The organism is Paenibacillus sp. MCAF9, from assembly GCF_052114265.1.
Taxonomy (GTDB): domain Bacteria; phylum Bacillota; class Bacilli; order Paenibacillales; family Paenibacillaceae; genus Pristimantibacillus.
Genome location: NZ_JBFREL010000001.1, coordinates 78,031 through 100,445, shown reverse-complemented (window position 1 = coordinate 100,445; position 22,415 = coordinate 78,031). Strand labels below are relative to the sequence as shown.

The window sequence follows — 22,415 nt, the reverse complement described above, 5'->3', positions numbered from 1 at the left end:
TCCCCGATCCTCTCACAAACAGCACAGCTCCGTGCTTCCGAAATATAACGATAAGTGCTTGGGTGTTTCTTGACATGATTTCAAATTGTTTAACGGATCCTTGAAGCTGGGACAGACCTCATAAGCTTTCATAAATAATTGCTCTGCTTGTGCCAAATTCATTTGCACCGCTTGAATGCATCCTAGCGCATTATAGCCCATTGCAAGCCATTTGGGGAAGTCCGTCAATACAATCAGCAATTGAAAATGCCGCTGAGCTTCACTCCAGTTCTGGAGGTGCATCTGAGTCATGCCCAAAAACAGTCTAGCCAAATTACATTCCGGCGATTGTAAAATAGCCGTTTGAAATTGCACTGCTGCTTGCGAAAACATAAATAGCTTGTAGTAACCTTGTCCTTTGGAGATGACCGCAGCAAGCTCGTCCGAAATTTCAAAATCTGAAGCTGGACTGCTGACTGCGATACTTACAGGCACACTTGATTGAACCGCCCCTTCTGGGGCTTGTTCCTGAACTTGCGATACTGCTGCTTGATCGCCTTGCTGCTCCTTGAACTCAGAAAACTTCTCTTCAAATTCAAGCCATTGTTCAATAAATGTATCACTTACTTTTTTGAGCTCAAGCATTTGCTGTTCGAACTGCTGCTTTTCACTTGCACCTGCACCATCGTACTGTTCAATAATTTGATCAAGCATTTCGTTCATGGATGAAAACATATGCTGGAACATACCGCATCCCGCCTTCGCCAAAGAATTAAGGAGTGTTATGTTCATTTTTTGTTTCAACGCCGCTTTTCATACAGCATCCCATTCGTTACATAATACAGGGATTAACGTAGTGAAAGATCAAATTACAGGATTGTTGCGTGCAGCTCTTCGTTTAAAATGGTCAAGGGTCGATTGTTCCCATCCAAAATCGTTACAATCGGTTTGTGTGCTTTTGCATCAGCGTCAGTCATCATCGCATAAGAAATGATAATCACTTGGTCACCTGGCTGAACTTGTCTAGCGGCTGCGCCATTTAAGCAAATTACACCAGATCCGCGTTCACCTGTTATGACATAAGTCTCAAAGCGAGCACCATTATTATTGTTAACGATTTGAACCTTTTCATTTTCCCATATGTTAGCCGCATCCATCAAATCTTCATCTATTGTAATGCTACCGACATAATTCAGGTTCGCTTCCGTTACTGTTGCCCGGTGCAACTTGGATTTCATCATCGTTCTGAACATGCTGGTTCACCTCCGCTGTCTGTAATATCCGATTATCTATAAGCCTTGTTGCGCCAAACTTTACAGCTAATGCCAAAATTAACGGTTGCTGAATCGTACTTAATAAAACTTTTGCATCCAGCACCTGCAGGGATGGATAGTGAAGCAGCTCCACATAATCAATTACAGCTTCACTCGCTTTCACCAATTGCAGCTTCACTTTAGCCTCCAGCCGCTCAGCCGTCATATCAGGCTCATTCATCCAATCAGAAGCCTGCTGCAGCGTTTTGGACAATACGACTGCCTGCTCACGCTGCTCCGCATTAAGAAATACGTTTCTTGAGCTTAAAGCAAGACCATCCGGTTCTCGAACGATAGGACTTGGCACGATTTCCACTGGAAAATTAAGATCTCCAACCATTTGCTGAATGACAGCAACCTGCTGAGCATCCTTCATGCCAAAATAAGCACGATCAGGAGCAACCAAATGAAACAGCTTGCTCACTACCGTTCCCACCCCGTCAAAATGTCCAGGTCTGGAAGCGCCGCATAAACGATCCGTTACCTGATTGACAATGACCATTGTCAGCGGCTTATTCGGATACATTTCTTGAACGGAAGGAATAAACACGATGTCGATCCCGCATTCTTCTGCAAGCGCAAAATCACGCTTCTCATCTCGCGGATACCGATCCAAATCTTCATTAGGTCCGAATTGCAGTGGATTAACAAATATGCTAAGCACAGCGGTATCATTTTCGGCATGTGCTTGGCGCATTAAGGAAGCGTGACCTTCATGCAAATAACCCATAGTTGGCACAAAACCAATGCTTTTATTTTCCTTGCGCACAGCAGTTAACTGCTGCTTTAGCTCAGCTTTCGTGCGGCAAATGATCATTTCAATTTGACCTCCTTATTCGCGAGGTCCTTATTTTCAGTTATGTTAAGATTGCTGCTCTCAGAGGAGCCGCCATACAAAGAAGGAATATGGGCAGGTTGTGCATTAAACACATGCTCTTCTTTAGGAAACTGGCCCGTTTTTACATCATCCACATAAGATTGGATCGCATTTCTAATGGTTGTTCCAATATCTGCATAGGTTTTTACGAATTTTTTCTCAAAATAAGGAGATGAATATTGCAAAATATCATGATATACAAGCACTTGGCCATCGCAGCCGCGACCTGCGCCAATTCCGATAATCGGAATGGAAAGCATTTCGCTGATCATCGTAGCGATTGGTTCAGTTACTAGTTCAAGAACGATACTGAAAGCACCTGCTTCTTCCAGCGCCTTCGCATCTTTCACTAGCTGCTCCACTTCGGCATCTAATTTACCTTGAACTTTGTACCCGCCAAGCTGATGAACCGATTGTGGCGTCAGGCCAATATGCCCCATAACAGGGATGCCTGCTTTGACAAGCGCGGATACATCAGATGCAATTTCAACGCCGCCCTCCAGCTTTACAGCCTGAGCACCGCCTTCTTGCATAATTTTCGCTGCATTGCGCAGTGTTGCTTCACGTCCAATGCCATAAGTCATGAAGGGCATATCAGCAACGATAAACGTTTGCTGGGCACCCCTAGCAACTGCTCTTGTATGATAAACAATGTCATCAATGGTTACTGGGATGGTAGTCTCATATCCAAGTACAACGTTCCCGAGTGAATCACCAACCAAAATGACATCAATTCCAGCTTCTTCAGCAAGCTTGGCTGAAGGATAATCGTAAGCTGTCAAAACGGAAATCGCATTGCGGTCCTGCTTCATCTTCTTAATTTTTGTAATCGTCAGTCGTTTCCTCATCAGCTTTCATCCTCCCGTTCAATGATAGGATAAACACAAAAAAACCTTTTAGCCGCTGCCAAAAAGGTCCCCAAACTGAAAAGGAAACGTTTGCTTGTTGTGCTTCCTTCTGTCTCGGTCCCTACGGCTCAGAGCAGAGTGTGCATTCCCAACCATTTACATCGTATTTTTTATCATCAGTGCAGCTTCCTTAGAATACCGCCTGATGACTTTAGTTTACCAAACTTTCTTCATTACGTAAACGACTTGTAATGCGTTATAGAGGTTCGCCCATCTCTGCAGAGAAAACAGGCTTAATGGAGCCGTCCTCCAGTTGAATGCGAATAGCGCCGCTCTCTTCTAGTCCAATCGGAATTCCAACCAATTCGCCTTGTGGTGTTGTAAGGCGCACCGTTTTGCCCAAAGATACGGACAAAGCTTCCCATAACGTTACAATCGGGCTAAAGCCTTGCTCCTGATATAGGAAATACAACTGCTCCCATTCCTTCAGAAAATCAGCAATAACTTCTTCTCTTGACCATTTCTGCTGACCGCTGATGCGAAGTGATGTTGCTTTCTCCAGCAATTCCACTGGGTAATCAGCTTCTTCGAGATTTACGCTAATGCCTATCCCTGCAATAACATATCGAAGTCTTTCGTCCTCTGCGGCTGATTCAAGCAAAATACCGCTAATTTTTTTACCTTCAATCAGCAAATCATTTGGCCATTTAATTCCAATCGGAAGCCCAGTTAAACGCTTCAGGCTGCGGCATAACGCTACCGCTGTCAATAAGGTAAGCTGCGGTGCAAAATGAATCGGTACGGAAGGACGCAGCACCATGCTCATCCAAATACCTTTGCCGCGCGGCGAAATCCATCCTCGTCCCATGCGGCCGCGGCCTTTAACCTGCTGCTCAGCAACAAATAAAGTACCCTCCAAGGCGCCTTCTTCTGCTGCAGCGCGAGCAAGATTTTGAGTGGATTCCACCGTTTCAAAATAATGAATATGCTGTCCAAATATGTTGCCTTGCAGCTGATTTTCAAGTTTCTCTACAGACAGCATGTCCGGTATGCTTAGAAGTCGATAACCAAGCCGTCTTGAAGCTTCAAATTGATAACCTGCCGCTTCAAGCTTGCGAATATGCTTCCATATCGCCGTTCTGCTGACGCCGAGCTCTTGGCTAATGTTTTCTCCTGACACATATTCACCTGGTTTGTCTACAAACAATTGAAGCAAGAGCTCCTGATTCATCTGCGCGTGCCTCCTAAAATAATGCAAAACAATCTGCTGTGAAAGTTAATGTTCATCGCTCGAGCGACGCTTGCTCAAGCAAAACATTTCGTTCATTCTCAATCTCACCAAGTGCTGTTAGCAATAGTAATCTGCTTAATTTTTCACTAACCCATGGTCCAGCATCTCGTTGCAAATGATTTGTTAGATCCTTGCCGGTCACTTTAAGCTGCTTAAGTGATGAAACGGTCATTAAATCAATCCAGTTCTCCAAACGTCTTAGAAACGCAGCAGTGAAGGCTAGCTCCTGACTCTCTAGCGTTCGCATAACATGAATCCATTCGCCGCAAATCCCTTTTCCATAACGAATGACAAGGCTTAACCAGCTCGAGTGAAGCTCACGCTCATTAATTTGCGTCGAGACAACTAGCATTTCATTATGTATCGCTACAATTGTACTTATGGTCTTACTGCGCGTATTTGAAAATTTCAACACTTGCAGCGTCTGCTGCGCTGCCTCAACAGATATATGCAACCCTATTGCTAGTGCCGCCCAGCGAGAATCAACAGCCGTCAGCTCATGCAAGCGAGAATAAATTGTTTGTGCTTGGTCTCCGTGTCCCATCTCTTTCAGTGATAACAATGTTTCTTCATGGAAGGACTCCTTCAAATGAAACAAAAGTCCGCTTGCGGCAACAAAATGCAGCGCTCTTTGCGGAGCAGCTCCAGCTACCATTTTATCTAGCTCGACCTGCACTCGCTCCATCGCAATATAATTTAACAGCTCGCGATAACGAATGACTGCTTTCCATGTTCGCAGCGAAGGAGTAAGCCCGTAGACGCCAATAAATCTGACCGCTCTTAACATACGAAGCGCATCCTCTTGGAAACGTGCGTTCGGGTCGCCTACTGAGCGGAGCCTCTTGGACTGCAAATCATAAATTCCGCCATATGGATCATATAGCGTGCCATCGCTATAAAGCGCCATCGCGTTCATCGTAAAATCACGGCGCAGCAAATCACCGTCAAGTTCGGTAATATAAAGGACACTTTCCGGCTTGCGATGATCCTCATATGCGGATTCTTGCCTAAACGTCGTCACTTCATATGTGATGTTGTCTTGTATAACCGTTATCGTGCCATGCTGCAAGCCCGTTGGTATGCATCGCTCAAACAGCTCAAGCACCTGCTCTGGACGGGCAGATGTAGCGATATCAACGTCTTTGATTGGTATATCTAAATACGTATCACGAACTGCGCCTCCCACAAAAACGGCTTCGAAATGATGCTCTCGAAGCCGCTCAATGATAGGCAATGCAGCTATGATCGGTGTTGATAATGAAAGCCGCATGTCATACACCTCTTCTTGCAGAGGAAATGATTAGCTATCGCTGCAAACAGCGATTGGCAAATCTGCCTCTATGCCGAGTACCCGATAATAGATCTGCTCATATTGTGTTGTGATTACATCATTACAAAACTCGTTTCTTGCTCTAAACATACAAGCCTGCTTAAACTGCTCATGCAGCTTCTCATTCGTAAGCAGCCTCTCCGTATTTTTAGCCATATCTTCGACATCGCCGATGTTTGACAAAAATCCAGTTTCACCATGAGTAACAAGCTCAGGAATACCACCAGCATTAGAGCCAATAGTTGGAACGCCGCAAGCCATCGCCTCAAGCGCAACAAGCCCGAAGCTTTCTTTCTCTGATGGAAGCAACAGCACATCTGCCATTGAAATGACTTGTGCAACATCCTCTTGCTTGCCCAGAAAATGTACACGGTCTTCAAGGCCAAGCTGGCGAATGCGACACTGAATTTTTGAGAGCTCAGGTCCTTCGCCGACTAAGAGAAGTTTCGAAGGAACCTTCTCGGAAACGCGAGCAAATATTTCAACAACATCCCCAACCCGTTTGACCGGACGGAAATTAGAAATATGCATCAAAATCTTCTCATTAGGAGCCGCATAATCAGCTCGCAAGGAAACCGCATCGCGTGGATAATAAACACGTTTATCAACAAAATTATAGGTTAAATCAATTGGTGTCGTAATATCAAGCAGCTGCCTAGTCTCTTGAATCAGATCCTTTGAAACGGCAGTTACAGCATCGCTTTGATGGATCGCAAGACGAATTAAATCTTTTAACGATTCATCCTGTGCCAGCACTGTTATATCCGTCCCATGCAGCGTTGTGACCGTTTTTAAACCATCGCCATTCATTTGTTTCGCCAAATAGGCGCAAACCGCATGAGGCACCGCGTAGTGGACATGAAGCAAGTCAAGCTGCTGCATTTTGGCTACCTGTGCCATTTTGCTTGCTAAAGCTAGATCATAAGGCGGGTAACGAAACACATAATAATCATTAACTTCTACTTCATGATAAAAAATATTTTTATTAAAGTGTCCCAATCGGAAAGGAATGCTGTGTGTAATAAAATGAATTTCATGACCACGTTCTGCCAGTAATTTACCTAGTTCGGTTGCAACTACGCCCGATCCGCCCAAGGTAGGATAACAGGTTATACCAATCTTTAATTTTCTCGCCACTGTTGTCGCACCTCCTGTGTTCGTTACGTATAACTATTGTATTACACAAGAGCTGTACGAATTGTCAAAAATATTGTATGGCGTGAGGACGCTTAATTGCGAATCCCTCTGCATATGCCCAGCCTCTTGCTTGTCCAAGCAATGAATCACGTGCTTCTACTCGTTCTATGTAATGATTCGTTAATGGCGTGGCCACTCGGTCGGAGCCTGCTGCCGCATCGAATTGTGAACGGTAAGCAAGCAGCGCGTTTCTTTTGGTTGCTTGAAAATCACTAATATCAACGGTTAACGATACTTGATCCACATCATTTATATAGTAATAAATAAGCTGTGATACCTGTACGGCAGGCAGCTCCGGCATATAGCGGCGCAGCTTGGCGTTAAACACAGCTTCTTCAATTAATCTACTGCAAGCCACATGATCGGGATGACGATCTACCCAGTAAGGGGCAAATACAACCCGCGGCTTAAAATATCGAATTTCTGCCACAATACGTTCAATTTGATCGCGTGAAGGTTCCAAACCCCGATCAGGCAAACCCAAATTAGTACGAGCCTGCAGTCCAAGCACTTTGGATGCCTGATCCGCTTCTTGTTTCCTCAGCTCAACCGTTCCGTTTGAAGACATCTCTGCCATCGTTAAATCACATATGCCAACCTTATAGCCAGCTTGTACATGTTTGGCGATGGTACCGCCCATTCCAATTTCAGCATCATCCGCATGAGCGCCAAAAACGAGAATATCGAGTTCTGTCGTCATTATTCAATACCTGGTTTATATTTATGGACAAGCTCTCGCCATGCAAAATCACCGCGTTCAAGTGCTTTAACCAGCAGTTCAGCTGATGCTACGTTAGTAGCAACAGGTATGCCTTGTACATCGCATAAACGCAGCAAAGCAATAATATCCGGCTCATGAGGTTGTGCCATTAATGGGTCGCGCAAGAAGATAATTAAATCCATTTCATTTTGGGCAACCATCGCACCGATTTGTTGATCGCCGCCGAGCGGGCCTGACATGAACCGATGAATGGACAAGTTCGTTTGTTCCATTATCCGTGTTCCCGTCGTGCCAGTAGAGTATAGCTTATGCGGTACAAATACTTTCTCATAAGCGATTACGAAATTAACGATTTCTTCCTTCTTCCGATCATGCGCAATAAATGCAATATTCAACATGCGGTTCCCCTCTCCTGCTGCCTAATAATCTAATCCATAATATGTTCAAATCCGTAAATTAAACCGCTGTATGTCATTACCTTCTTCACAGCCACGTTTACACCAGGCATATAGCCTGCGCGATCATAGGAATCATGACGAATTTTGAGCGTTTGTCCATGGCCGCCAAACACAACCTCTTGTTGAGCAAATACACCAGGAAGTCTAACGCTATGTATACGAAATCCGTTGTAATAGCCGCCGCGCGCGCCTTCAATGACCTCTTCCTCATTCGGGTTGCCCTGTCGGAACTCTTTACGCACTTGTGAGATCAACTCAGCAGTTTTTATGGAAGTGCCCGAAGGTGCATCCAGCTTTTGATCTCCATGATATTCAATAATTTCAACATGAGGCAAATATTTTGATGCTTCTGCAGCGAACTTCATCATCAGAATCGCACCGATAGAGAAGTTAGGGGCGATTAAACCGCCGATTCCTTTTTCGAGGCAAAGCTCGTCCAGCTCCACGATCTGTTCAGGCGTAAAACCCGTTGTCCCCATAATAGGACGTACTCCTAATTCAATTGCCGTTTTCGTATGGCCATATGCCATCAGAGGAATGGTGAAATCAACGAGTACATCTGCTTGAGCACCTTGAAGTGCTTCCTCAAGTGTTGCACTAACTATAACTCCAGTATTTACTTTCCCAGCGAATATACCCGCATCTACAGGACCAGCAGATGGAGCGACGGCCGCTACCAATTGAAGCGACTCGTCCTCCAGCACCATTTTTACAACTTCGCGTCCCATTCTTCCACTTGCACCAGCTACTGCCACGCGTATTTTTTGTGTCGTCAATTTTATCACCTGTTCCTTTTTCTTTTTGCATCCAGTTGAAATCGCAGCAAACGCCTCTTACGATTAACGTCAGCAAATAGCCTTCTCGCTGCCGAATGGCTGGGATCGAGCCTCATTGCTTCCCTTGCATTAATGACCGCTTTATCGTATTGGCTAAGCGATGCATACAAAACGCCAAGCGTATAAAATGCATCAAAGCTTAATGGGTCAAGCAGTGCTGCTCTCTCAAGTAACGGTGCTGCCTCATGGAGCTCAGGCGGTACTTTGGCCAGCAAAAAATTAGCCTCCGCTTGCAAAATTCCGGCTTCTACGGTTTGAAGATGATATCTATACTCCGCAAGCTCGGGCGCCAGCCTAACGGCTGATTCTGCATGCTGCTTCGCTTTTGTCCATTTACCGCTTCGTGCGCAAGATACGGCGCATGTATGATAATAGAATGCATTTTCCGGTTCAACCTCAATGGCTTTCTCAAACCAATATATCGCTTGCTCGAAATCACTATTAAAGATGAATTCATAAGCCTTTTTCATGCAGCTCTCTCCATCCATCCGCCCATCCTCCTTGTACACAGGTTGATGGTACAGCATATGTATGGAGCTTGTTTACTGTTCGGTTATTTTCTTCGTCCACCGATTCGCGTCGCGAGTAGTGAATTTATGCATAACCTTATTATGCGCTTCGGTTAAATCTATATTGAGGGAATTAGCGAAGCAAGAAAGAATAAATAAAATATCACCAAGCTCCATTTCAACGGAATTATCCGCTTCATCGGCTTTTTTAGGTTTTTCGCCGTAGAAATGGTTTACTTCACGAGCAAGCTCGCCCACTTCTTCGGACATTCTAGCCATCAAAGCAAGAGGACTGAAATAACCTTCTTTAAATTGAGAAATATAATCATCAACTTCTCGCTGAATATCTGATAACGTTTTTTCCGACATCTGTACATTTCCTTTCTGTCGATAGCTATACATTCATATGTTAACTTAAAGACGCAAATAAAATCAATGTTTTTAAATTGCTTTCTTTAGATAGCAAAAAAGTCGTCTATTGCATCATTCATCAGCAACTAATTTGCCTGCTAAAAATGAATGTGCGCAATATCGACTTTCATGTCTTTATTCTAATCATTGCTTCAAAAAACAATGCATTTATATATCATTTAGGATTTATCATCTACCCATTAGGAAATAGGCTTGACTCCAAAAGGATTTTCTTTATATTTTCTCCAGCCTGTGTAAGTAAGAATGGCTGAAATAAATGCGCCTAATAAAAGTGTCCAGCGCAAGGGATTCGAAATAGGCACTGCTGCGACAACGGGAACATCCGCTTCTAATTGATTCTGATTAAACATTCGAGTGAGTGTATCCTTTAGTTCCAGCATCGATCGATTAATGCTGGCGACATTATTTTTGTCTTTGCGAGATGCTTCCAGCAGTCGATTCGTATACTGAATTCGCTCCATCAACTCTGTTTCATGCTTGCTCCCGCACATCATACTAACAGCAGGTTTAATACGATCTGCATGTTTTTCCAAGCTTATCATTACAGCTCGTGCTGCTATAGCTCCATCGTCAGTTTGGCGCTTCCAAGCTTTTTCCACACGCGAAATATCATCCAGCATGATTTTCTCATATTGCAGCCACAAGGCATTATTAGGCCTTGCAAGAGCATCAGCAGTTAATTTAATTCGGGCTGCCTCTACAAACCAGCTTGTCCCAAGTGAGCCTTTAACGAGCGTTTTCTCAATTGTATTGGCATCTCGTTCAACAGCTTGCCACCCTTCGGCATTACCAGCTGCATATTTAAGTTCTCCATCAACCAATTGCTGAAGCTGTTGGACATATTGATAAGCTGCTTGTCGATTATTTGTATAAGCCGCTTCATATAATGAGCTTGCAATATTATCCATCCGTTGAACCTGTTTACTTGGATCTGGCGTCAGCCGGGACGCAAAAGCTTGAAGACTAGCTCCGCTGCCCCAGACTAAATTAGCATAACCTATCGTCATGACGATACATACGACGAATGGAATAATAAAACGTATCTTCATGGACATCCCCCCATAATACAACTTATGAAGGGATGTCCATCGTTATACCTTCTTTCTAAAACGCCATACGAGTAATCCAGCTGCCAAGCTAAAGAAGGATAAACCGTAGGTAAATGCGCGAACCGCATCCAAATCATCGTACAATTGATCGGCAAGGTATGGAAATATACCATATGTATAATCTACTGTGTCATTTAGAAGAAGCCATCCTGTAGCTACAATAAGCGAGACAGCTCCTGCTTTCATAAATCTGAAAAAAAGCAATGCCTCAAACGCCATTCCAAGATGTGATGCCATAAGCATATAATGCTGCCAGTTCAGCTCAGACCCCTGCCATGCTCCCGCTACAATCATCGATACAGCCCATATGCCGTATTTGACTGAGCATACAACAGCCAAACCTTCAATAATGTAACGCAAAATTGTAACAAGGCCGTTTGAACGCTTAGGCGGGAACAAAAAATATAGCAAAGCAATCGTAAAAAACAAACTTGCTGTAGGTGAATCGGGTACAAAAACAATTTGCCACACGGGGTGGGTCTCTAGTGTTGCTGCTAATTGTGACTCATACCAGATGTAGCCATAAACCGTTCCAAAAAAATTAACAATAAAAAGCAACCATAGAAATGGTCGGCTTAGTAAAAATTCACGGCTCCAAAAAACAGCGAGCATGATGAATCACTTCTCCTTCGCTTTATCATTAAAAAGGACTTATATTCGAAGAAAAACCTGACCGTGTAATACGATCAGGTTTTTTTCGATGATTTATTCTGTTGCCGCTTTTTGTTTGGACAGCCAAGTCGTCAGCTGATCAATTTCTTCGGCAGATAAAGTATCAGCGAAAGCTGGCATGCCGTTACGACCATTCGTAACTACTTCTACAAGCTGCTCTTTCGATAAAACGTCACCAACGCCAACCAAGCTAGGAACAGATCCTTGGCCTTTTAGGTCAGCTGCATGACAGCTGATACATTTTGCTTGCTCAGCAATTTTCATTGCTGGATCATTTGCATCAACAAGTGATGCTTCTACTGTTGGTTTTGTGTAGTTCGGACGCTCTTGGCCTGCTAGTGCAGCCTCACGCGCCTTCTCTTCACGCTCAATATGTTCCGGTACTTGTCCGTTAATTTCAAGCTGATGCTGGTAGTGATCCCAAGAAATAACTGTCAAGTAAACGCATGCTACAAGTGTTAGCCCCATCAATGAAGATGCAATCGGACGACGGTAGAAGCGGCGTTCCTTGCCAGTGTCGAGGAATGGTGCTAGCAACAATGCGCCAAACATAACTCCGGGAATACCTACTGTTCCGAGCAAGATGTAATCTTGCGAAACATATGGGTATTTCAAAAATTGATACAAGAACAAAAAGTACCAGTCCGGCATCGGTATAAATGCCGCATTCGTTGGATCTGCTGGATAACCTAGTGGTGCTGGCTCAGCAATAACCCATACAAGAAAACCAACCAAAACGACACAGCCGACCATCCATTCCTTAAGCAGGAAGTTTGGAATAAACGCTTCCGATTTACCTGGAAAAGACGTGTAGTCCGGAGGAATGTTCGGATGGTTGTTTTTCTTAACACGCGAGTCGCCTACATAGACAACCTTCTCGTTCGAATTATGACCATGCGCCATAAGTATGCCTCCCTTCGCTTAAAGTGGTCCCGAAATACCTTGTTTCCGAATCATGATAAAGTGCGCTGCCAACATTGCAATCAAAGCGCCAGGTAAGAAGAATACATGGATCGCGAAGAAGCGAGTTAGTGTTTGTGCGCCTACGATATCGCCGCCGTAAAGGAATGAAGCGAGATACGGTCCGATTACCGGTACGGATTCAGCAATTTGGACACCAACTTTTGTTGCGTAGTAAGCTTTGTTATCCCAAGGAAGCAGGTAACCTGTAAATCCTAGGCCTAACATGATGAAGAAGATGAGCATTCCGACAACCCAGTTCATTTCCCTCGGCGCCTTGTAAGAACCGGTAAAAAACACTCGAAGGGTATGTAAGAACATCATAACAATAACTAAGCTTGCCCCAAAGTGGTGCATGCCTCGAACGATTTGTCCGAATGCAACCTTGTGCTGCAGGTAATCAACGCTTGCATATGCGTTGATTATGTCCGGAACATAATACATCGTCAAAAACATACCGGACAAAATTTGAATAACAGTGATAAAAAACGTCAGACCGCCGAAACAATATACGAATGCAGAAAAATGATGCGCCGGGTTAACGTGCTCAGGCACTTCATGGTCAGCCACATCTCTCCACAGAGGCGTAATGTCAAGACGCTCGTCGATCCAGTTGTAAACACTTTTAAACATCTGCCATACGACCTCCTTATTTCATTCTTGTATTCGGCATTACTGGACCCAAGTACACGAAGCCGTCTTCAAGCTTCACTTCATACTCATCCAATGGGTTCGGGGCAACTGTAATGTTTTTCCCGTCTTTCGTGTAGCGCGCATCGTGACAAGGACAATCGTATTCATTTTGACCTTTTGTGTTCCATCCGATCGTACAACCTAAGTGTTTGCATACTGGTGAAAGTGCAAAGATATTGCCATTCGCATCCTTCGAAATCCAAGCTGCAAGCTCTGGGTCACTTACGTACCAACCGTCGATCTGATGAATTTTAAATTTGAATTCTTGCGGTTCGTTCGTAATTTTGCTCTCTTCCACAACTTTTACGTATGTACCCTCGCCCTTTTTCTTAAGGAGTGGATCCACTGCGAAACGAACCATTGGTAATACCGCGCCGCCCATCATAAATGCAGTTGTGCCGCCAAGCGTATATGACAAAAATTGACGCCGGGACATTTCTTTGCGCTGAACCGGTCGATGCGCGGTCTCGTGTTGTTCATGGTTACTCATCTTCTGTTCTAACCCCCTTTGCCAACCATATCTCGCGTCTTGCCGCAGGGCAAAAACACATGACGAACTAGGACATAACTTATAATAGCCTAGGTGCTTGGGAGCGTCAAGAATATGGCTTCATATTTGAACGTTTATCAAATTATCGTTCAATAATTTGTTATCATTTTGTCACATTTGACCTTGTCTGGCATTTGTTTTCCCCGAAATCTAACTATATTATACGACAATTTTATGAAAATCATGTAGCTTGTCCACTCCATAAACTCCGTATCGCATTTGAAACATCAGATTGCTGCGGAAACTCACCATCTTGATTCGGACCAAACCATAAATCCACTTCTGGACACTCGGCAATCAATTGATTATTTGCAGTTACCGCAATAACATAACGAAACCCGCCGCGCTTCGCCGCAGCACACCACTCATTTAAATGCTCTGAGAGACGCTCGCTGTCGGAGATGTAATGCCAGGCAGGATAAGTGACCACCCTCCCTTTAAAAGGGATTTCAATTAAATCCATTATGTCCCTAAGCTGTTCAAGCCATTCTGTTGCCTCATACGGCTTTGCAGCATTGGGCATTCCAGTCACAGGAAGCAGGCAAGTATCCAAATATGGACTTAACTCATCCCATTGCTCTTTTGTTATTTCACTAAATTTCATCGTTTACATTCTCACTCCTTAACATAATTGCAGCCTTATCAACATCACTGCTTCTATGTTAACTCCATTTCCGTTCATTGCCAAACCAAATGTACAGAAAAAAGCCTCCCTGTGTCAAAACGGAACAGATTCGTTCGCATTTAACTGGGAAGCTTCCTCGCTCAATCGTCATTTTAACAAAAAAGACGATACGCGTTATTTTTTTAAAGCATTTAGCTGTTTTGCGAGACGGTAAAACGTATCCTCGTCACCAGCGGCCAATGCTTTGTCAATTGCCGTATAAATTTGGTTGGTTTGAAATTTCAATACCGCTTCGTCAAGCACAAACTCTGCGGCCAAACCTAGCATGGCTTCATACGTTACTTTCATTTTGTCCATAGGATACACCTCCAAACCGGCGTTAAGAGATCCTATATTCTATTCCCTTTGTCACGTAGCTCTCCATCGTTTTTTTCATACGCAGTAAATCGTCCTCTGTTAACTCTCTTACGACTTTGGCGGGTGATCCGATAGATAGAGTATAGGATGGTATTTTTTTGTTCTCTGTAACAATCGAACCGGCTCCTATTAAAGCATATTCACCAATGTCTGCGCCGTTAAGTACGATTGCCCCCATTCCAATTAATGTGCCTCTGCCTATCGTACAGCCGTGTATTATAGCGGCATGGCCGATAGACACCTCATCAGCTAGAATCAAAGGTTGATTCACATTCAAGTGACCGACGACTCCATCTTGAATATTGCAGCTATGACCGATTTGTATAGGTGCAAGATCCCCTCGCAGTACTGCATTAAACCAAACGGTGCTTTTCTCAGCAATCGTTACGTCACCAATTATTTTTGCACCTTCAGCTATGTATACATCTTCATGAATCTTTGGCATTACGCCTTTGTATGGGATCAACATTTTTTCTTCAGTCCTCTCCAAGCGATCAAATATAACAAGCCATTTCTGTCGTATTCTTATACTGTAGCTTATATTTGATCTTACTCCAAGAGTACGATTCCCAAAATCAATGGACCACTATCGGGCCTGATTCCTCAAGGCTCACGCCAGCAACTACAGCTCGTCCTGCCTTGGTCATACGGACTACAGCCCCATAAATCGGATGCTCCCCAAGGCGAAGCAGCCCCAAATGAACCATCATAGCCATAATTCTCTGTTCCAAAATCGTATTTGCATCATCGTAAAAGTAAGGCTTTATGAACGGAACAAGTACCGTTCTGAGCGACTCAACCGTCACCCATTCCACAGCGAGGGTGTTAATCCAATGCACGAGCGACAGTAAATGTGTAATTGGTCCCTTGTATAGCTTCAACCAATATCGATAGATTTGCTCTGCTTCGCTTGAAGGCCTGCTCTTCATGCGCTCTTCACCTGGACCCGTAACTGTCAAAAGCGTCTGATTTTCATTAATATACTTTGCGTGATAACAGTAATCGTATACGAATGAGAAACGATTCGGATATTGGTTAAAATGTCTGCCATATCCAAAACGCCATGCTCCTTTTGCAGGCAGCTCCTCTTGCACGCCAAAACGATCAAGCAGCTGCAGCGTAAATCGCTTGTACATCGACCCATCAGCTGTTAACTGGATTTCATTATGGTACGTGTAATGAAGCAGATGAGTAATATCGTCGTGAATAAGCATTTGCTCATCCCGGTAAATAGGCGGCTCATCCGTATACTGCAGATCAGCGGCAAACCTCTTCGCAAGCGTATCGCGGAAGCGCGTCTTCAAATCGTTTGGAACCTGAAAGAGATATCTGCTTGGGCCGCTGAAGCCATTGAACAACCAACCGTGATGCTTGAATTTAGCTATCATTTCTCGCGGGCTAAGCTGCTTTTCGACTGCTTCTGTCTTTTTTTTGCTGCGTTTTGTTTTTTTCGGCGGATTTAACTCCGGTTTGATGATCTCTTCTCCAAATCTGCTGTGCTGCACCCGAGCGAGCAAATCCTCTAAACTAAAGGAGTTTCTTGCTTCGAATAGCAAAGAGTTGAGGAATCGTAAATCCTCCATCTTCATGCTGCTTATTTGCGCTTCAAAAACATCATTTCGACTTACGGTAGAGAGAATGGATTGGATCAAATCGTTTTTGGAATGTCCATTGCATTCGCAACGGTAAACATCTGCAATTCTGCTAAGTTGTTGAATATCAGCGTACCCTAGCATATCCGATAAATTCATAGCTCTCTCCTTTCTACAGAAGCCGCCTTATCACTCGGGCGCCCCGCTTCGTAAGGGTATTGTGTAATGAATAAGCGTCAGTTGATATCATTATGGGAAAATATCTATTGTTTTATAACCTAGATTTCAAGGAGTTTATACAAAAAAAGCCGCACCTTTAAAAATAAAGGCGCAGCTCGTATGCGATTCCTATGCTTCATTTAAATGGATCGTGCAATTATACAGCTGGGGATGCCATTTCTCATCTCGCAGCTCCAGGATAGAATAAGACAAGTTGGATAAATATTGATCCTCAAGATCCGAACATATCTCTTCCATAATTTGAGCCAAAAAGCTGCCATGAGAAACGACAAGCAAGTTGCGCTTTGGATACTTCAGCTTCCATTCATTAATTGCGCTCAAGCCTCTTGCTCTGACCTCATCATTAGACTCTACACCTTCAGCAATTTCTCGCCAATTCGTTCCCCAGCGTTCGTAACGTTCCTGCTCCCTCGTGCCTTCAACCTCGCCAAAATACCTCTCTCTCAAGCGCGGCTCACTCTCAAGCAAAGGAATATTTAACTTCGAAGCGATAATCTGTGCTGTCGCATGAGCCCGCTGCAGATCACTCGATATAACGGCATCCCATATCTGGTCTTCGCGGCTTAAACGCTCTGCCAATGCTTTGGCTTGTACAATACCTACTTCATTCAACGGAATATCCGTTTGCCCTTGAATCTTTCCTTGTTCATTCCAGTCCGTCTTACCGTGGCGCACTAATCCAATCAACAAGCCGTATTCAGCTCCTTTATATAGTAGACATAACAAAAGCTCCCTAGGGAGCTTTATCATACATCAACATTAGCTTCGTGTTCTAGAGAGCCAGTTCAAAATTAGCAGCGTCATAATTAGTCCAAGCAAGGACAATGCAACGTAGTATTGCGGGAAGGCCGGCATAACCTTTAGAACGAATGGCTCGCTAATGCTTGCAACCGGAACCTCTGCATAAAATCCTGCTGTAATTAAACCATCACCAGACGCATTTGCTGTGTCCATCAATCCGCTTAGCTCGGCAATTTCAGCTTGCGAAACACCGCCTTGATTATCAAATATGAATACAAAGAATGCACTTGCAAACAAAGCCATGCAGGCTGCAACGATCAGCGCAATATTACGGCGAAACGACTTCGAAAACTGATAGCTTTTGTGCGGAACGGGCATTAACCAAGATTCCTCAGCGTAAATGCGATCCATCACATTTCGATTCACATGCTCCATAGGACCGAGGCTCTCGTCTTCCTCCGATAGGAAACGAATGATATCCTCGCTCTCTTCCCACAGCTCAAACTGCTCCGCACATGTCTTGCACTCAAGCAAATGAGTGTCTATTGCTATCCGCACTTCATCGTGATCAGCTAAATCCCAATATTCGCCGAATTTGTCTTGCGCATCATTGCAATTCATCTCGTATTCATCCCTTCGAATTCCTCCATCAGCGGCGATTTTCCGAAATACGGCTCCAGCTGCGTTTTTACGCTTGCTCTTGCTCGGAATAGCAGTGATTTAACAGAACTGACCGTTTGTCCTAAAATATTAGCAATTTCTTGGTAGTCCAGCTGGTCATATTCCCGAAGAATAAGCGCTGAGCGTTGTTTTTCTGGCAAATTGTTTATCGCTTCTCGCACCATCGCCATACGTTCATTTCTAAGTACATGCTGCTCAGGAACCGCATCAAGCGCTGCGACAGGCTCGAATCCAGATTCATCAAGCGATACATGCGCTGATTTTTGCTTGCGAAGCTCGCTAAGTACTGTATTTCGTGCAATTGTATACAACCACGTCGAAAAAGAAGCATCCAATTCTCGAAACGAATGAAGGCTGCGGTAGGCTTTATAGAACGTCTCAGAACACAAGTCTTCGGCCATAAGCTCGAGCTTTGCACTCTTCAGCATGTGATAAATAAACGCTAATATTTTTCGTTGGTAGCGCCGCATAAGCTCGGAGTACAGCTCGACATTGCCATCCTTTATCTCTCGTATCAATTGGGAATCAGTCATGACAGGCGAACCTCCTCCACCTGCGGATTATTCCCGGACCGCCATATAGCATTGTACCGTCCCGGGAACGAAAAGTTGCGGTGTTTATCATAATTAATTCAAAAAACATGAATATACATATAATTCGTGTTTCGAGGGCAAATTCCTGCCTCTTTCGACAAAAGGATAAAATACAATAATTTTACAAATGTGGATGCGCAAATATACGTTTTGGACTCAAGCTGATCAATAACTATGTATTGGAAATAAAGTTTTATTCTACTCGCCTTAAAGAGTTCTTGCAATATAAATCGCTTTCTTTAAGCTGGGAAAGGTTCACATTCATGATTTTTGACTTCAATGGGGAACATGACTATGCACAATAATTTAAACAACAACTTGGAGGTAATAACCGTTATGAAAAAAACAATTATCGCCGTTTTCTCAGCATGTTTAATCTTTAGTGCAAGCTCTGCTGTGTATGCTGCTGCTCCTGTATCTGAAAAGGAGATGCACATGAAGAAAGCGGAAGAAAAGAAAAAACATCACATGCATGTGAAAAAAATGGAAGAGCAAAAGAAACATAAAATGCATGCTAAAAGCCTTCATGCAAAAAGCATTCATACAAAAAAAGCGCATGAAAAAAGTCTTCACGCAAAAAGCATGAAAGCAAAAAACTTAAGAGCAAAAGAGATTACTAAAATGCCGAAAACCGGCTTCGGCGGCGCCAGCGAACAAGCTGAATAAACAGTAAAAAGTGAGGGGAGCTGCTTTCCCCTCTTTTTCTAACTTTGAAAAAGTTCATATTGCAAATGATAGCTGCAGCTATTTTAGCCGGGTGTACAGCCTGCAGCTACTCAAATGATCAAGATCATGATATTAAGGCTCAATTAACAAAAACAAAATCTGAATATAATGAACCCATTGTAAAAGCAGAAACCTTGACGAGTCCACCGCCTTCAAATCATAATCCAATCATTTCGAAAACAATTTCTAAAGTAAAATTAGAGGGAATCGTACCCGCTAAACTTTCCATTCCCGCTTTAGAAATCGATGCGATCATAGATCCAGTCAGCATAACAGAAAACGGCCAAATGGATGTTCCATCAAGCACCAAAAGGGTAGGACTATTATCTAATGGCATTCTTCCTGGCATGGTGGGCAATTCAGTTATAGATGGACATGTTGACAGCCATACAGGACCAGCCGTATTTTACAGATTAAAGAACATAAAATTAGGTGACTTGATTTCAATAAGAAGTAAAGAGGACTGCACCATCGATTTTATAGTGGAATCAATTGAGATATTTAAAACATCCGAGGCTCCACTTTCGAAAATTTTTGGTCCTGCGGACGAGTCTCGTTTAAATTTAATTACATGCACTGGAAAATTCAATCGTAAAAATCAAGAATACTTAGAGCGGCTCGTCGTTTTTGCAAAACGACACTCCGATAAAAAAATATGCAAAACTGCAAGCAGCTAAAACCCATGATCTGATTCAGTTATATAGTGGAGGTCAAAACGACGCCATTACTTGAATCATTGATGGGTTTTTTTCTAGCGTATTCATACTTCTAACCGCATATGTGATTTACTTTTTTATCACATATCCTCTCTTACCTATCTCCTTCTACTAGTCACATGACACAGAAACTATGTCTCTGTAACAAACACACAAACACTTGAATAGATACGAACATATCTTATATTGCAGTCAAATAAGAGGAGGTTTTTAAAAAATGGCTCATAATATCGGTATTATCCTCGTTCTTTTCATTCTATTGGTTATTGTCGCTTGCAGCTGCGGTGTTTTCGGCCGTAATGAAAGAAACGATGACAGAGAAGAAAACAACTATGTAAGCAGCAATGAAAACAATAGAGTAAGCGACAGAGGTTACAACGGCGGTTGTGGAGTAGGCTATTAATCCCTCAATTCAGCTTCAGACATGGATAATTTGTATTTACCTGCCAAGCAACCAATAACTATACGGCATCCATGTATAACTTACGTTCAAAACAGCAGCAAGGAGGTGAATTTCTAATGTCAGGATCAGTTGGCGGTGCTCACAATAACATTGGATTTATTCTCGTATTGTTTATATTGTTAGTCATTATTTCTTGCAGCTGCGGTATTTTCGGTGGCAGATACTAGTTATATATTAGTTCCAGCTTAACAAGCTTCCATTAGATTATTTGCTCTATCTTCATTTACTAGTCTAATGACATTGAAACTATGTCTATGTAACAAACACACAATCAAAAAATGAGAGTCAATCATACGTTATATAGTAGTTAAATAAGAGGAGGTTTTAAAATAATGTCTCATAATATCGGTACGATCTTGGTTCTTTTCATCTTATTAGTCATTGTTGCTTGTAGCTGTGGCGTATTGGGCCGCAATGAAAGAAGAAATGAAAATCAAGTTGAAAGTGTCAACGAAAAAAGAAATGACAGAGTGAGCGACAGAGGTTACGGCGGCTGTTGCGGAGGCTACTAATCCTATTTTCACCACTCTGCTCGCTCTATGAGATGGATAAACATACTCTATCTACTCATTATCCTGTCTTATAGCTATAGCTTTAACTAACTTGCTCTATAAGATAATACAAGGAGGTGAATGTTTTATGTCAGGATCAGTTGGCGGTGTAAATAATAATATTGGTTTTATTCTTGTACTCTTCATTTTGCTCGTGATTATCTCTTGCAGCTGCGGAATTTTCGGCGGTAACAACTACTAATCATTAGCTATTGGATATGACTTATTCACTTGTCCTACAGACTGCAGAGTATCCTTAACGGTCTTCCCTATACAAAACCTCTAATCCCCTAATATAGGCTAATGACACTGGGCATATGTCACCCCATGACAAATATCCAGTCACTGAGCTTTTGCAATGCATACCTTACAATGTATTCAAGTCGCAAGGAGGTGGATGTTTAATGTCAGGATTCGTTGGTGGTGCTAATAATAGCATTGGTTTTATTCTGGTACTGTTTATTTTGCTCGTGATTATCTCTTGCAGCTGCGGTATTTTCGGTGGAGGTTACTAATATAAAATAAATGAAGGGCTTACTGCTGCTTTCATGCATTAAAAATGCTGAATACACTTAAGCCTCTCCAGAAGACCCATTTATGTGGGTCTTCTTTTTTTTCATTCTGTTTCTAGTCCTTGCTTACATAGTCAAAAAATGTCTACACACGGAGCAAATCGTGCTGGCAGCTGCTGAGAGAAACATTTGTACTGTCGTTATTTGACCAGCTCTCATTTACGGACGTGGTGGCGGTTTAGTTGGGGCAACTATTCAAAGAACGAAGCTTACTCAATTCGCCAAATACGTTGGTGATGGACTTAACGCGTGGTCAACCATTGATGTAGATGACTAAGCTAACCTTTATGCATGCTCTTATTCATTTGCATCTCCTGGATCGTTATTTAACGCAGCTTCCTGGGAAGTCATTACGACCAAAGAGCTCATGCTAGCGATTGGCAAAAATACCGGCGTCGATGAAATTGAATCGTGTAGTTATGAAGAAGCTGTTCATGTTTTGGGCCCTGCTGCTTGGGGAGCGAGCATTAACCAAAGAATATCTGGTTTACGTGCTGAACAACAGCTCCAATGGAACTCCTCTGCCAACTCGATTGTCAAAGAAATGGAGAAATGCTCTTACCAAGCTATGGCAAAAATAAAACGATAGTCCGTTACCGGACTATCGTTTGGATGCTGTGCTATCTACATAAGATTGGATCGTCGATCACTTGAATCCAGACATGCGTCACAGCAGCTGAATCCCCATCAACATTTCCTAATTTATTTTTAAATTATTTACTA

General features: G+C 43.1%; 32 protein-coding genes. 8 read left to right on the top strand and 24 right to left on the bottom strand.

The window, feature by feature from the left end; translation table 11 throughout:
* Nucleotides 1-12 precede the first annotated feature (12 nt).
* From AB4Z45_RS00465 to AB4Z45_RS00350, 24 genes are all read right to left on the bottom strand, one after another.
* Nucleotides 13-726: a hypothetical protein gene (locus tag AB4Z45_RS00465; protein WP_441907429.1), complete on the bottom strand. Its 714-nt coding sequence runs from the start codon at nucleotides 724-726 to the stop codon at nucleotides 13-15.
* Nucleotides 727-848: 122 nt separating this feature from the next.
* Nucleotides 849-1,232, bottom strand: coding sequence for an aspartate 1-decarboxylase (panD, locus tag AB4Z45_RS00460; RefSeq protein ID WP_441907428.1), 384 nt, complete (start codon nucleotides 1,230-1,232; stop codon nucleotides 849-851).
* The gene (gene panC, locus AB4Z45_RS00455) at nucleotides 1,159-2,109 is read right to left on the bottom strand and encodes a pantoate--beta-alanine ligase (protein WP_441907427.1); all 951 of its coding nucleotides are present in this window, start codon (nucleotides 2,107-2,109) and stop codon (nucleotides 1,159-1,161) included. Before panC ends, panD begins: the two co-directional genes overlap by 74 nt.
* Nucleotides 2,106-3,017 carry a 3-methyl-2-oxobutanoate hydroxymethyltransferase gene (gene panB / locus AB4Z45_RS00450; RefSeq protein WP_441907426.1) on the bottom strand — a complete coding sequence of 304 codons (912 nt, stop codon included), beginning with the start codon at nucleotides 3,015-3,017 and terminating at the stop codon, nucleotides 2,106-2,108. Before panB ends, panC begins: the two co-directional genes overlap by 4 nt.
* Before the next feature lie 256 nt (nucleotides 3,018-3,273).
* The gene (locus tag AB4Z45_RS00445) at nucleotides 3,274-4,248 is read right to left on the bottom strand and encodes a biotin--[acetyl-CoA-carboxylase] ligase (RefSeq protein WP_441907425.1); all 975 of its coding nucleotides are present in this window, start codon (nucleotides 4,246-4,248) and stop codon (nucleotides 3,274-3,276) included.
* A gap of 52 nt (nucleotides 4,249-4,300) precedes the next feature.
* Nucleotides 4,301-5,578: a CCA tRNA nucleotidyltransferase gene (locus tag AB4Z45_RS00440; protein WP_441907424.1), complete on the bottom strand. Its 1,278-nt coding sequence runs from the start codon at nucleotides 5,576-5,578 to the stop codon at nucleotides 4,301-4,303.
* A 30-nt stretch (nucleotides 5,579-5,608) separates the two neighbouring features.
* Nucleotides 5,609-6,775, bottom strand: a complete 1,167-nt coding sequence (gene bshA / locus AB4Z45_RS00435; RefSeq protein WP_441907423.1) for an N-acetyl-alpha-D-glucosaminyl L-malate synthase BshA — start codon at nucleotides 6,773-6,775, stop codon at nucleotides 5,609-5,611.
* Between the two features lie 64 nt (nucleotides 6,776-6,839).
* Nucleotides 6,840-7,535: a bacillithiol biosynthesis deacetylase BshB1 gene (gene bshB1 / locus AB4Z45_RS00430; protein ID WP_076265697.1), complete on the bottom strand. Its 696-nt coding sequence runs from the start codon at nucleotides 7,533-7,535 to the stop codon at nucleotides 6,840-6,842.
* The gene (locus AB4Z45_RS00425; protein WP_339202866.1) at nucleotides 7,535-7,954 is read right to left on the bottom strand and encodes a methylglyoxal synthase; all 420 of its coding nucleotides are present in this window, start codon (nucleotides 7,952-7,954) and stop codon (nucleotides 7,535-7,537) included. Before AB4Z45_RS00425 ends, bshB1 begins: the two co-directional genes overlap by 1 nt.
* Before the next feature lie 29 nt (nucleotides 7,955-7,983).
* A complete protein-coding gene (dapB, locus tag AB4Z45_RS00420) occupies nucleotides 7,984-8,790 on the bottom strand; it encodes a 4-hydroxy-tetrahydrodipicolinate reductase (protein ID WP_441907422.1) in 807 nt (268 codons plus the stop codon).
* Between the two features lie 5 nt (nucleotides 8,791-8,795).
* Entirely contained in the window at nucleotides 8,796-9,338 is a 543-nt protein-coding gene (locus AB4Z45_RS00415; protein ID WP_441907421.1) for a tetratricopeptide repeat protein, read from the bottom strand.
* A 54-nt stretch (nucleotides 9,339-9,392) separates the two neighbouring features.
* Complete coding sequence (locus AB4Z45_RS00410) at nucleotides 9,393-9,728, bottom strand: nucleotide pyrophosphohydrolase (RefSeq protein ID WP_076265695.1); 336 nt, start codon at nucleotides 9,726-9,728, stop codon at nucleotides 9,393-9,395.
* Nucleotides 9,729-9,970: 242 nt separating this feature from the next.
* The gene (locus tag AB4Z45_RS00405) at nucleotides 9,971-10,840 is read right to left on the bottom strand and encodes a sporulation protein YpjB (RefSeq protein ID WP_441907420.1); all 870 of its coding nucleotides are present in this window, start codon (nucleotides 10,838-10,840) and stop codon (nucleotides 9,971-9,973) included.
* Between the two features lie 42 nt (nucleotides 10,841-10,882).
* Nucleotides 10,883-11,515 (bottom strand): DUF1405 domain-containing protein, encoded by a 633-nt coding sequence (locus AB4Z45_RS00400; RefSeq protein ID WP_441907834.1) that lies wholly within the window; start codon nucleotides 11,513-11,515, stop codon nucleotides 10,883-10,885.
* Nucleotides 11,516-11,605: 90 nt separating this feature from the next.
* The gene (locus tag AB4Z45_RS00395; protein WP_441907419.1) at nucleotides 11,606-12,475 is read right to left on the bottom strand and encodes a c-type cytochrome; all 870 of its coding nucleotides are present in this window, start codon (nucleotides 12,473-12,475) and stop codon (nucleotides 11,606-11,608) included.
* An 18-nt stretch (nucleotides 12,476-12,493) separates the two neighbouring features.
* Nucleotides 12,494-13,165 carry a menaquinol-cytochrome c reductase cytochrome b subunit gene (gene qcrB / locus AB4Z45_RS00390; protein WP_053376377.1) on the bottom strand — a complete coding sequence of 224 codons (672 nt, stop codon included), beginning with the start codon at nucleotides 13,163-13,165 and terminating at the stop codon, nucleotides 12,494-12,496.
* A 16-nt stretch (nucleotides 13,166-13,181) separates the two neighbouring features.
* The gene (locus AB4Z45_RS00385; RefSeq protein WP_441907418.1) at nucleotides 13,182-13,715 is read right to left on the bottom strand and encodes a ubiquinol-cytochrome c reductase iron-sulfur subunit; all 534 of its coding nucleotides are present in this window, start codon (nucleotides 13,713-13,715) and stop codon (nucleotides 13,182-13,184) included.
* 241 nt (nucleotides 13,716-13,956) lie between these two features.
* Entirely contained in the window at nucleotides 13,957-14,379 is a 423-nt protein-coding gene (locus tag AB4Z45_RS00380) for a DUF2487 family protein (RefSeq protein WP_441907417.1), read from the bottom strand.
* Between the two features lie 195 nt (nucleotides 14,380-14,574).
* Nucleotides 14,575-14,757 (bottom strand): IDEAL domain-containing protein, encoded by a 183-nt coding sequence (locus AB4Z45_RS00375; protein ID WP_076265688.1) that lies wholly within the window; start codon nucleotides 14,755-14,757, stop codon nucleotides 14,575-14,577.
* Between the two features lie 22 nt (nucleotides 14,758-14,779).
* Nucleotides 14,780-15,286, bottom strand: a complete 507-nt coding sequence (locus tag AB4Z45_RS00370) for a gamma carbonic anhydrase family protein (protein WP_339202874.1) — start codon at nucleotides 15,284-15,286, stop codon at nucleotides 14,780-14,782.
* 106 nt (nucleotides 15,287-15,392) lie between these two features.
* A complete protein-coding gene (locus tag AB4Z45_RS00365) occupies nucleotides 15,393-16,568 on the bottom strand; it encodes a hypothetical protein (protein ID WP_441907416.1) in 1,176 nt (391 codons plus the stop codon).
* 189 nt (nucleotides 16,569-16,757) lie between these two features.
* Complete coding sequence (locus AB4Z45_RS00360; RefSeq protein ID WP_441907415.1) at nucleotides 16,758-17,339, bottom strand: histidine phosphatase family protein; 582 nt, start codon at nucleotides 17,337-17,339, stop codon at nucleotides 16,758-16,760.
* Between the two features lie 69 nt (nucleotides 17,340-17,408).
* Nucleotides 17,409-18,011: an anti-sigma factor family protein gene (locus AB4Z45_RS00355; protein ID WP_441907414.1), complete on the bottom strand. Its 603-nt coding sequence runs from the start codon at nucleotides 18,009-18,011 to the stop codon at nucleotides 17,409-17,411.
* The gene (locus tag AB4Z45_RS00350) at nucleotides 18,008-18,604 is read right to left on the bottom strand and encodes an RNA polymerase sigma factor (protein ID WP_441907413.1); all 597 of its coding nucleotides are present in this window, start codon (nucleotides 18,602-18,604) and stop codon (nucleotides 18,008-18,010) included. The genes AB4Z45_RS00355 and AB4Z45_RS00350 overlap by 4 nt, the downstream gene beginning before the upstream one ends.
* Before the next feature lie 396 nt (nucleotides 18,605-19,000).
* On the opposite strand from AB4Z45_RS00350, the gene AB4Z45_RS00345 reads away from it, so the two are divergent.
* The 8 genes from AB4Z45_RS00345 to AB4Z45_RS00310 all read left to right on the top strand — a co-directional run bounded on the left by AB4Z45_RS00345 (nucleotide 19,001) and on the right by AB4Z45_RS00310 (nucleotide 22,281).
* The gene (locus AB4Z45_RS00345) at nucleotides 19,001-19,330 is read left to right on the top strand and encodes a hypothetical protein (RefSeq protein ID WP_441907412.1); all 330 of its coding nucleotides are present in this window, start codon (nucleotides 19,001-19,003) and stop codon (nucleotides 19,328-19,330) included.
* A 65-nt stretch (nucleotides 19,331-19,395) separates the two neighbouring features.
* Nucleotides 19,396-20,067, top strand: coding sequence for a class F sortase (locus AB4Z45_RS00340; RefSeq protein ID WP_441907411.1), 672 nt, complete (start codon nucleotides 19,396-19,398; stop codon nucleotides 20,065-20,067).
* A 256-nt stretch (nucleotides 20,068-20,323) separates the two neighbouring features.
* The gene (locus AB4Z45_RS00335) at nucleotides 20,324-20,509 is read left to right on the top strand and encodes a hypothetical protein (protein WP_441907410.1); all 186 of its coding nucleotides are present in this window, start codon (nucleotides 20,324-20,326) and stop codon (nucleotides 20,507-20,509) included.
* 116 nt (nucleotides 20,510-20,625) lie between these two features.
* Complete coding sequence (locus AB4Z45_RS00330) at nucleotides 20,626-20,736, top strand: YjcZ family sporulation protein (protein ID WP_441875265.1); 111 nt, start codon at nucleotides 20,626-20,628, stop codon at nucleotides 20,734-20,736.
* Between the two features lie 165 nt (nucleotides 20,737-20,901).
* Nucleotides 20,902-21,081: a hypothetical protein gene (locus AB4Z45_RS00325; protein ID WP_430058644.1), complete on the top strand. Its 180-nt coding sequence runs from the start codon at nucleotides 20,902-20,904 to the stop codon at nucleotides 21,079-21,081.
* Between the two features lie 127 nt (nucleotides 21,082-21,208).
* The gene (locus tag AB4Z45_RS00320; protein ID WP_083681477.1) at nucleotides 21,209-21,322 is read left to right on the top strand and encodes a sporulation protein YjcZ; all 114 of its coding nucleotides are present in this window, start codon (nucleotides 21,209-21,211) and stop codon (nucleotides 21,320-21,322) included.
* A gap of 202 nt (nucleotides 21,323-21,524) precedes the next feature.
* A complete protein-coding gene (locus AB4Z45_RS00315; protein ID WP_082360686.1) occupies nucleotides 21,525-21,635 on the top strand; it encodes a sporulation protein YjcZ in 111 nt (36 codons plus the stop codon).
* Between the two features lie 424 nt (nucleotides 21,636-22,059).
* Nucleotides 22,060-22,281, top strand: coding sequence for a hypothetical protein (locus AB4Z45_RS00310; RefSeq protein WP_441907409.1), 222 nt, complete (start codon nucleotides 22,060-22,062; stop codon nucleotides 22,279-22,281).
* The last annotated feature ends 134 nt before the right edge of the window (nucleotides 22,282-22,415 follow it).